At 68.9% G+C, this 6,561-nt stretch carries 9 protein-coding genes; 5 read left to right on the top strand and 4 right to left on the bottom strand.

The window, feature by feature from the left end; all coding sequences use genetic code 11:
* Window positions 1-49: 49 nt before the first annotated feature.
* Window positions 50-1,084 carry a 2-dehydropantoate 2-reductase gene (locus ACFVHV_RS42875; protein WP_380359184.1) on the bottom strand — a complete coding sequence of 345 codons (1,035 nt, stop codon included), beginning with the start codon at window positions 1,082-1,084 and terminating at the stop codon, window positions 50-52.
* A 40-nt stretch (window positions 1,085-1,124) separates the two neighbouring features.
* The gene (locus tag ACFVHV_RS42870) at window positions 1,125-1,946 is read right to left on the bottom strand and encodes a class II aldolase/adducin family protein (protein WP_380359181.1); all 822 of its coding nucleotides are present in this window, start codon (window positions 1,944-1,946) and stop codon (window positions 1,125-1,127) included.
* A 151-nt stretch (window positions 1,947-2,097) separates the two neighbouring features.
* Between ACFVHV_RS42870 and ACFVHV_RS42865 the strand changes: the two genes are divergently transcribed.
* Window positions 2,098-2,376, top strand: coding sequence for a hypothetical protein (locus ACFVHV_RS42865; RefSeq protein WP_380359178.1), 279 nt, complete (start codon window positions 2,098-2,100; stop codon window positions 2,374-2,376).
* On the top strand, window positions 2,373-3,512 hold the full coding sequence (locus tag ACFVHV_RS42860) for a tryptophan dimethylallyltransferase family protein (RefSeq protein ID WP_380359175.1): 1,140 nt from the start codon (window positions 2,373-2,375) through the stop codon (window positions 3,510-3,512). The genes ACFVHV_RS42865 and ACFVHV_RS42860 overlap by 4 nt, the downstream gene beginning before the upstream one ends.
* Here the strand turns inward: ACFVHV_RS42860 and ACFVHV_RS42855 are convergent.
* Together ACFVHV_RS42855 and ACFVHV_RS42850 are read right to left on the bottom strand one after the other, a co-directional pair.
* Window positions 3,502-3,756 (bottom strand): hypothetical protein, encoded by a 255-nt coding sequence (locus ACFVHV_RS42855; RefSeq protein ID WP_380359172.1) that lies wholly within the window; start codon window positions 3,754-3,756, stop codon window positions 3,502-3,504. The two genes, ACFVHV_RS42860 and ACFVHV_RS42855, sit on opposite strands and share 11 nt — an antisense overlap.
* Window positions 3,753-4,121 carry an ATP-binding protein gene (locus tag ACFVHV_RS42850; RefSeq protein ID WP_380359169.1) on the bottom strand — a complete coding sequence of 123 codons (369 nt, stop codon included), beginning with the start codon at window positions 4,119-4,121 and terminating at the stop codon, window positions 3,753-3,755. Before ACFVHV_RS42850 ends, ACFVHV_RS42855 begins: the two co-directional genes overlap by 4 nt.
* Before the next feature lie 226 nt (window positions 4,122-4,347).
* Between ACFVHV_RS42850 and ACFVHV_RS42845 the strand changes: the two genes are divergently transcribed.
* The 3 genes from ACFVHV_RS42845 to ACFVHV_RS42835 all read left to right on the top strand — a co-directional run bounded on the left by ACFVHV_RS42845 (window position 4,348) and on the right by ACFVHV_RS42835 (window position 6,099).
* A complete protein-coding gene (locus ACFVHV_RS42845) occupies window positions 4,348-5,199 on the top strand; it encodes a DUF5753 domain-containing protein (RefSeq protein ID WP_380359166.1) in 852 nt (283 codons plus the stop codon).
* 3 nt (window positions 5,200-5,202) lie between these two features.
* A complete protein-coding gene (locus ACFVHV_RS42840) occupies window positions 5,203-5,388 on the top strand; it encodes a DUF397 domain-containing protein (RefSeq protein ID WP_380359163.1) in 186 nt (61 codons plus the stop codon).
* Between the two features lie 255 nt (window positions 5,389-5,643).
* Window positions 5,644-6,099 carry a GNAT family N-acetyltransferase gene (locus ACFVHV_RS42835; protein ID WP_380359160.1) on the top strand — a complete coding sequence of 152 codons (456 nt, stop codon included), beginning with the start codon at window positions 5,644-5,646 and terminating at the stop codon, window positions 6,097-6,099.
* The last annotated feature ends 462 nt before the right edge of the window (window positions 6,100-6,561 follow it).

The raw sequence follows: 6,561 nt of genomic DNA, 5'->3' as shown, positions 1-6,561 counted from the left end.
GGGAAGTCGGCCGGGCCGACTTCCCGCGCAGGCGGCCGGGAGCGCTCCGTCAGTGGGCCGGGGTGAGTTCGGCGAGGAGGGCGGGGCCGGTCCAGCCGGGGGCGGTGCCGGGGGCGGCCGACTCGGCCTCGTGGACGAGGGTGATCAGGCGGGCGTTGGCGGGCGCCGTGAGGCCGTGGCGTTCGGCGAGGGCGACGATCTCGCCCTGCAGCGAGTCGATCTCGGTGGGGCGGCCCCGCTGGAGGTCCTCCCACATCGAGGAGCGGGCCGTCGCGTCGATCTGCAGGCTGGCCCCGGCCAGCTCCTGGAACTGCGCGTCCGGCAGTTCGAGCACCTGCGGCATCACCTCCGGCGGCACCGGACCGAGCTGGGCGGGCGCCATCCCGGCGGCCCGGAACACCGCCAGCGCCTCCAGCTGGCAGCGTGCCACGCACTGCCGGTACGCCAGCTGCCCGACCTGCTCGCGCAGCGGAAGCCCGGAGAGCGCGTTGACCGCGTTGTTGAGGTTCATCAGCAGCTTCGCCGCCTGGACGGCCGGCATGTCCGGCCGCAGCTCCAGCAGCAGACCGCCCGCCCGGGCGGCGTCGGCGAGGGCGTCCGCCCCCTCCTCGGCGGCCAGCATCAGCGAGCCGCCGCTGCCCTGGTGGAACGCCGCGGTCCCGGTCCGCACCACGTTGTACGGGACCATCCCGGCCAGCACCCGGTGGGACGGCAGCGCGGCCGCGAGCACGTCCACGTTGCGCAGACCGTTCTGGAAGCTCACCACCACCGTGTTCGGACCGAGGTGCGGGGCGAGTTCCCGGGCGGCGGTCGCGGTGTCGGCGGACTTCACCGTGACCAGCACGTAGTCGGCGCCGGCCGCGGCCTCCGGGTCGGCGGCGGCGGTCAGGTCCCGCACCTCGCGCCGGGCCTCGCCCGGGCCGGTGAGGGTCAGCCCGTCCGCGTCGATCGCCGCCATCGCCGCCGGCCGGCCGATCAGGGTGACGTCGGCGGTCGGGGCGAGCATGCCGCCGAGGTGGCAGCCGATGGAACCGGCGCCGAACACGGCGATCCGGAGCCTGCGCTGGGCGGGGGTGGTGGGCACGGGGCTGCTCCAGGGGGAAGGCGGACGGCGGCGGGGATCGTCAGTCGAAGAGGTCGGGGTCCGAGAGGGTGATCTGGTCCCACAGCGGGCGGGCCTGGAACCAGCCGGCCAGCGAGGTCCCGATCTGGTTCCGGGCGATCAGCGCGGTCTCCCGGTCGATCGGCTTCGGGGTGCCGGCCGCCATCGCGAGCAGCTGCGCCTGGCAGGAGCGCTCCATGGTGATGAACCACCAGACCGCCTCGGCCACCGACTGGCCGACCGTCAGCAGGCCGTGGTTCTGCAGGATCACGGCCTTGTACCCGCCCAGGGCGGCGGCCACCCGCTTGCCCTCCTCGGTGTCGGTCACGACGCCCCGGTAGTCGCTGTACAGCCCGTGGTCCTCGAAGAAGACGCAGGCGTCCTGGGTGATCGGGTCGAGCGGGATGCCGAGGCTGGAGAAGGCCTTGCCGTAGAGGGAGTGCGAGTGCGCGGCGGCGACCGCGTCCGGGCGGGCGGCGTGCACCTCGGAGTGGATCGCGAAGGCGGCCCGGTTCACCGGACGCCTGCCGTGCAGCAGGGTGCCCTCGTGGTCGACCAGGATCAGGTCGGAGGCCTTGATCTGGTTGAAGCTCATGCCGAACGGGTTCACCCAGAACCAGCCCGGGTTCTCCGGGTCGCGGACGGTGATGTGCCCGGCGACGCCCTCCGAGAAGCCGAACCGGCCGAACAGGCGGAACCCGGCCGCCAGTTGTTCCTTCCGGTACTGGCGCTCCTCCTCCACCGAGTCGAACACCGGCGGCAGCGGCAGGGTCACCCCCTCCGGGGCCGGTCCCACGACACCGGTCGCCGCGTACGGGTCTTCGGGCTGCTGCGGTGCGGACATGGCGACTCCCGGGGCTGCTGCGGTGGGGCGAGGGGCTGGGGCTGAGGGCCGGCTGGGCGGGGGCAAATCAAAGATGCGTTCGAAAGATACATACCTTTGGTACCGGCCCTGTGGCTATGATCAATCTGATCATCGATCAGGGGGAGGGGCAATGATGCGCAGGGTATCGGCCACGTGGGCAGTTGGAATCGCCGCAGGTGCGGCACTGCTCGTCGGCACCACGGCGACCCTGGCGGCAGCACCCGCGCCCAGCACTGTCGCCAAGCAGCTCAACGAACCGAACCAGTCGGTCATCGGGCAGCTCAACGAACCGAACCAGTCGGTCGTCGGGCAGCTCAACGAGCCCAACCAGTCGGTCGTCGGGCAGCTCAACGAGCCCAACCAGTCGGTCATCGGGCAGATGAACGAACCCAACCAGTCGGGCCAGTGACCATCCCGCTGCTTCGCGACACCACATCCGCCCTCGCCCCCTTCCGGGACCCGGAAAAGACCTTCGGGCAGTTCCTGGAGGAGAAGTGGACAGCCGTCTGCCGGGGCCTGGGGATCAGCGGGTCGGAGACGGCCCGCGTCCTGCAGGACCTGCGGGACGTGCTCAGCCCGTGGGGCGCGCGGCCCATCGGGACCCGGTGCAATCCGCCGTCGTTCGTCTCGACCGACGGCTTCCCCGCCGAGCTTTCCGTCAGCTGGAAGGCGGGGAGGCCGGAGGTGCGCATCCTGTTCGAGTCGCTGAGCTTCGACCGCACTCCGCTCGGATGCCAGGAAGCCGGACGGGAGTTGACGCTTCGGCTCGCCGAACGGCCGGGGGTGAGCATCGAGCGGTACCTCGACGTCGAGGACCTGTTCGTCACGGCCCGTCCCGGCCTCAACCGGCCCACCGTCTGGCACTCCTTGGCCTGGCAGCCCGGCGAGCGGCCGCACTACAAGGTCTACCTCAACCCGCAGGCGCACGGCCCGGACCGCACCCACGAGGTCATGGCCGAGGCCATGCGCCGGCTGGGGCTGGCCGAGGCCTGGGAGCCGGTGGGACGGCGGTGCGGGGAACTCGCCCGGCGCGGGCACGAGGTGGAGTTCTTCGCCCTCGACCTGGACGGCGGAAGCGCCTCCCGGGTGAAGGTCTACTTCCGCCACCTCCCGATGCCGATGGACGAGTTGGACACCGTTGCCGCACTGTCGCACCGCCACGATTCGGCGAGGGCGGCCCGAGCCCGTGCCGTGATCTACGGGCGGGACGGCGGCACGGTGGACAACGAGCCCATGACCTGCCTGGCGTTCCGGGAGGGTGCGACGGGGCCCGAGGAGGCCAACGTCTACCTGCGGCTACCGGGCAACACCCGCAGCGACACCGAGGCCGCCGAGCGGATAGCGGAGCTGATGCGGATCGAGGGCGTCGATCCGCGCCCGCACGCCGAGGTGCTGCGGCAGCTGACGGCCGGGCTGCCCGGGGGCGAGAGCGGGGTGCAGGAGCTGTGCAGCTACCGCACCATCGCACCGGGGACTCCGGCGCACATCGGGCTGTACCTGCGCTTCAACACGTACGGGACCGTTCCTACGGCTCCTACGGCCTGAGGTCGCGGTTGCGCCTGAACTCGCGGATGAGCGCGAGGAGGTTGACCAGAGTGCTGGCCGGGACGTTGCCGATGTCGACCAGACGCCGGCCGTGGAGGTTGATGTCGCCGGGGCTGGCGGAGGGCCAGAGCAAGCCGAATTCGCGGCCCTCGGTGCGGAGTTCGACGATGAGCTGGGCGACCTGGCGCGAGGTGAGGTGCAGCAGGGCCGGGTCGGCGGGGTGGATGGGGTGGTGGGCGCTCACGCGACACCGTCCTGCTGCAGCTCGAACCAGACGGTCTTGCCGAGGTGTTGGGGGTCGACGCCCCAGCGGTGGGTGAGGCCCGCGACCAGTTGGAGGCCCCGGCCGGTCTCGGAGAGGAGGGCGAGGGGGCCCTGCTCCGGGAGGAGGGGGCTGCGGTCGGAAACCGCGACGCGCAGGGTGTTGGCGCGGTGGTGGATCAGGATGACCGGGGAGGTCGTCTCACCGTGACGCCAGGCGTTGACGATCAGTTCGACCATCGCGAGTTCGGCGTCCGCGATGAGGGAGGGCGGCCAGCCGGCGCTGGTCATCCCGTCGCGGAGGGCATCGCGGGAGAGGGTGAGGGAGGGGGAGTTGAGGTTACGCACAGCGTCTCCCGGAGGGGGAAGGGTGAGACCGGCGGATGCGTCGCTGTGAACGAACCCACTGGACATGGGTGTTCTTCGGTGCCCGAGCAGCGTTACTGACGATCCGTTCGGTGATCGGTGCATCACAGACTGTAGGGCATCGAGGCTCACATGTGCCACCAGATCAGGAAACATGGTCCACCCCATGTCGCTGGACTGTTGATGAGACGGCGTAGATGCTTGGGCCATGCCACCACGTACAACCCCATCGGCCAGGCAGGAACGACTGGGCATCGAGCTTCGGAAGATGCGAGACAGCGCAAAACAGACGACCGCCCAAGCCGCTGCCGTGTTCAACCTCGATCGAACGAAGATCACGCAGGTCGAGAAGGGTCACTACCCCATCACGGCTGAGCGTGTCCGGATGCTCGCGGAATCCTTCGGCGAGCCCGACGCCGAATACATCACAGCCCTCGCGTCCATGGCTGAGGAGCGGCACAAGGGTTGGTGGGACGAGTATCGCGGCTTTGTTCCGCAGGGTTTTCTCGACATCTGCGAGCTTGAGCACTACGCGATGGGCATGCAGTCGTACCAGATCTGCCATCCGCCGGGACCGATGCAGTCAGAGCGTTACGGTCGCGCGATCTTTCAGTATGCGCAGTCGCCGCTGAGTCCCCGTGTTGTCGAGACGCGAGTCGAACAACGCTTGCGCCGATCGCAGATGTTGATGGCGGAAGGGGCTCATCCTTACACGGCGATCGTCCACGAGGCCGCTCTGCGAGTGCAGTTTGGCGGCCGGGATGTCGCTCGGGAGCAGTTGGATTGGATGCTCGAACTCTCCCTGCGCCCTCACGTGACGCTTCGGGTGGTCACGTTCGAGTCGGGTGGCTTCATGGGATCCGGCCAGGCCATCATCTACGCGAACGGCCCTGTCCCTCGCCTCGACACGGTCCAATACGACTCGGTCGATGGGCCGATCTTCCTCCACACGACAGAGCATCTGAACACCTACCGCGGCATCATCGAGCGGATGACTGATCGGTCTCTTTCGGTTGAAGGTTCTCGCGACCTGATCGCGAGACTCAAGAAGGAGATATAGATCATGGAAGAGCTCCCCTGGGCACGCCCCACGTCGTGCGCCAACTCGAATAACTGCCCCGAAGTCGCCGTGGCCGACAACACCGTCTTCGTCCGGAGCAGTCTGCTACCCGATGCCGTCGCACAGCTCACCCTCAGCGAGTGGCGCGACCTCGTGTCCGCCATCCGTGCCGGCGAGTTCGACGCCTGACTCCCCGCTATACCGGCCGGGGACAGCGGCCCCCGGCCGGTGCGATTCGGCACATGGGTGTTGAGCTGCTAATATTTTCGACATCGCGAGGGAGATGATCTCTCGTCAGGCGTCAGCGGTGCTACCAGAGCACGTCCTACTTTCAGTAGGAAGAGTCCGTGCAACCCGGGCCTGGCGCTCCACAGTCGGAAGGGTCCGGCATCCACACGGGTGCCGGGCCCTTCCGCGTTTCCCGACCCGGGACAGGAGCAGCAAGTGCAGATCACGACCGACGACCTCTCCGGCCCCGAGATCGCCCGCTTCCTCGACGAGCACGTCCAGCAGATGCGGGCCATCTCCCCGCCGGAGAGCACCCACGCCCTCGACCTCGACGCCCTCCGCCGGCCCGGGATCACGTTCTGGTCGGTGCGGGACGACGGCGTCCTGGTCGGCTGCGGCGCTCTCAAGCAACTGGACGCAGACCACGCCGAACTGAAGTCGATGCGCACGGCGCCCCTGCGCAAGCGGAGCGGCGTCGCGTCCCTGCTGCTGGAGCACATCATCACCGAGGCCAGGCGCATGGGCTTCACCAAGCTGAGCCTGGAGACCGGCACGCCCGACTTCTTCCTGCCGGCCAGGAAGCTGTACGAGAAGTTCGGGTTCGTCCCCTGCGAGCCGTTCGCGGACTACCGGCCTGACCCGAACAGCGCGTTCATGACGCGAGCCCTCTGACCGACGGCGCCAGTCCGCCCGGCCGCGATTCGTCGCACGGGTGCTGAGCTGCTAATATTTTCGACATCGCGAGGGAGATGATTCCTCGTCAGGCGTCAGCGGTGCTACCAGAGCACGTCCTACTTTCAGTAGGAAGAGTCCGTGCAACCCGGGCCTGGCGCTCCACAGTCGGAAGGGTCCGGCATCCACACGGATGCCGGGCCCTTCCGCGTTGATGCGACCGAACCGATTCAGGCGGCGCGGGAGCCCTGCGCGACAACCAGCCAACACGGCGCCCCCGGGCGTCCGGCAGCACGATTCGGCGCACAGGCGTTGAGCTGCTAATATTTTCGACATCGCGAGGGAGATGATCTCTCGTCAGGCGTCAGCGGTGCTACCAGAGCACGTCCTACTTTCAGTAGGAAGAGTCCGTGCAACCCGGGCCTGGCGCTCCACAGTCGGAAGGGTCCGGCATCCACACGG

This window comes from Kitasatospora sp. NPDC127116 (genome assembly GCF_042677365.1).
GTDB lineage: Bacteria > Actinomycetota > Actinomycetes > Streptomycetales > Streptomycetaceae > Kitasatospora > Kitasatospora lactacystinica.
The sequence above is the reverse complement of the archived record's forward strand: the minus strand, read 5'-3'. Positions and strand labels throughout refer to the sequence as shown.

Excerpts from the sequence above, each read along its gene's own strand:
- ACFVHV_RS42870 (WP_380359181.1), bottom strand. The coding sequence starts at position 1,946 with ATGTCCGCACCGCAGCAGCCCGAAGACCCGTACGCGGCGACCGGTGTC.
- ACFVHV_RS42865 (WP_380359178.1), top strand. The coding sequence starts at position 2,098 with ATGATGCGCAGGGTATCGGCCACGTGGGCAGTTGGAATCGCCGCAGGT.
- ACFVHV_RS42845 (WP_380359166.1), top strand. The coding sequence starts at position 4,348 with ATGCCACCACGTACAACCCCATCGGCCAGGCAGGAACGACTGGGCATC.
- ACFVHV_RS42840 (WP_380359163.1), top strand. The coding sequence starts at position 5,203 with ATGGAAGAGCTCCCCTGGGCACGCCCCACGTCGTGCGCCAACTCGAAT.